General features: G+C 31.5%; 1 protein-coding gene. It reads left to right on the forward strand.

Going from position 1 to position 2,113, the window contains the following annotated elements; all coding sequences use genetic code 11:
* The coding region (locus ACKI67_RS03155) for a type I restriction-modification system subunit M (protein ID WP_407461941.1) at positions 1-1,793 on the forward strand (1,793 nt) is incomplete at its 5' end.
* Between the last annotated feature and the right edge of the window lie 320 nt (positions 1,794-2,113).

Here is a 2,113-nt window from a genome sequence, read left to right on the forward strand (position 1 = left end):
AAGAAAGTAATAGGATAGGATTTTTAACTGATGATGAGTTTCAGAAATACTTCTTAGGCTTTATTTCTTATAAATATCTGTCTGAAAAACTGGAAGCTTTTGTAAATGATAAGCTAAAATATGAAAATCTTAATTTTGAGGAAGCCTATAAGCATGATGATTATAAAAAATCCTTAAGGGAAGATTCAATAAAGGAAATAGGATACTTTTTAAAGCCGAATCTTCTATTTAAGAATATTCTCTATTCAAATAATATTGGAAATCTTAATGATGAATTGGAGAAGGCATTCAATGAAATCAGCGATTCTTCAATCGGAACAAAAAGTGAAGAGGATTTCCAAAACCTCTTTGAAGGTGTGGACTTGAATGCATCTCAATTAGGAAAGGAAAAAAAGGAAAAAAATAAAGTCATATTTAATATTTTAGAGGCTTTAGGTTCTGTGCACTTCGATTTAGGTAAAGAAGGTATGGACAATCGTATTTTTAGAAAAACCCTTTTGGAAAACAGTAAATTTGATGAAATAGATAATGAAATGTCTTTATTGGATAATAAAGTTGGTCGTTGGTCTAGAAAAAGGCAGAATGAATATCATAAGCTAAATGCTAAACATAGCATTAAAAAGGATTTTGCTGATTTGGATAGTTTAATCGATGCCAAAATGGAACATAATTTGAATGAAATGAATGTTGAAGCAGATTATGCATTTGATATGGAAGAAAACTTTAGTTACAAAAAAGAAAAAGGGCATGAAAAGGAAATTGATAATTTAATTGGCAGTGGTTTTGAATATTTGTTAAGCAAGTTTTCACTGAATTCCTCTAATTCTGCAGATTTCTACACTCCAAATGAAGTTTCAACCTTGATTGCTGCTTTGATAGCTTCCAAGAAAAGGCATCTTGATTCTGTTTATGATCCTTGCTGCGGTTCTGCATCCTTGCTTTTGGAAATTCATAAGACAATTCCATGTGATGCCATTTATGGTCAGGAAATCAATGCTTCCTTTTATAATATTGCAAGGGAAAACATGATTTTGCATAATATTCATTATGAGGATTTTGATATCAAGCAGGGAGATACTTTAGAGCAGCCCCAACATTTGGGCGAATCTTTTGAAGCGGTAGTTTCTCAAATCCCTTTCAATTCCAAATGGAGTGCAGACAAGTCTTTCCGCAAGGATATAAGATTCAGTGAGTACAAGTTCCTAGCTCCACGTACAAAGGCGGATTATGCATTCATCCAGCATATGCTCTATCATTTGAGATATGATGGCATAATGCTTGTCGTTGCACCTCATGGAGTTTTGTTCAGGGGATCAACTGAAGGTAGAATCAGAAAATTAATTGTTGAGAAAAAAAATTATCTCGATGCTGTTATTGGTTTGCCTGCCAATATGTTTTACAGCACCAATAATCCTGCCTGCCTATTGATATTTAGGAAAGATAGGGGTGAAGATGAGGATATTCTATTCATTGATGCCTCTCGTGACTTCAAGAAATCAAAATTAATTAATAGGCTAACACAAGAGGACATTGAAAATATTGTAGTGACCTATAAAAATAGAGAAGAAATAGATAAGTATTCCCATAGGGCAAGTTTAGAGGATATAAAAAGAAATGATTTCAATCTAAACATTCCTCGTTATGTCGATGCTTATGAAGATAAGGAAGAGAAGATAGATCCTAAGGAATTATCATATGAACATGAAAAGATTCTTGCAGAGATAGATGTTCTCAATAGAGAGATTGAAATGGTTTCCAAAGATTTGAATATCAAAGATATCTTCTACAAATAATCTTTTATTTCTTTTCAAATGCTCTTGGAATATTGGTTTATACTTATTTAAATAATATACCATACAAGGAACATGTAATTTCTGGTGGAAATAAATTAATACTTATCCCTACTTCATTGGAAATGAGCTGTTTCTTCTTATCAGAAAAATACTTAAAACTTCGAAAAAATCAAAGATCTATTGTTTGGATTGATTTAAATTTTCCAAATGGGAATTTGCAATTGGTTTGGATTAATAGTTCCTTGATTGAATTCTTTGATTATTCTAAATTCATCTCATAAAATACATTACATTCGTCTTATCACTATTTAGAATAATCA

This window comes from Methanobrevibacter sp., from assembly GCF_045577275.1.
Taxonomy (GTDB): domain Archaea; phylum Methanobacteriota; class Methanobacteria; order Methanobacteriales; family Methanobacteriaceae; genus Methanobrevibacter.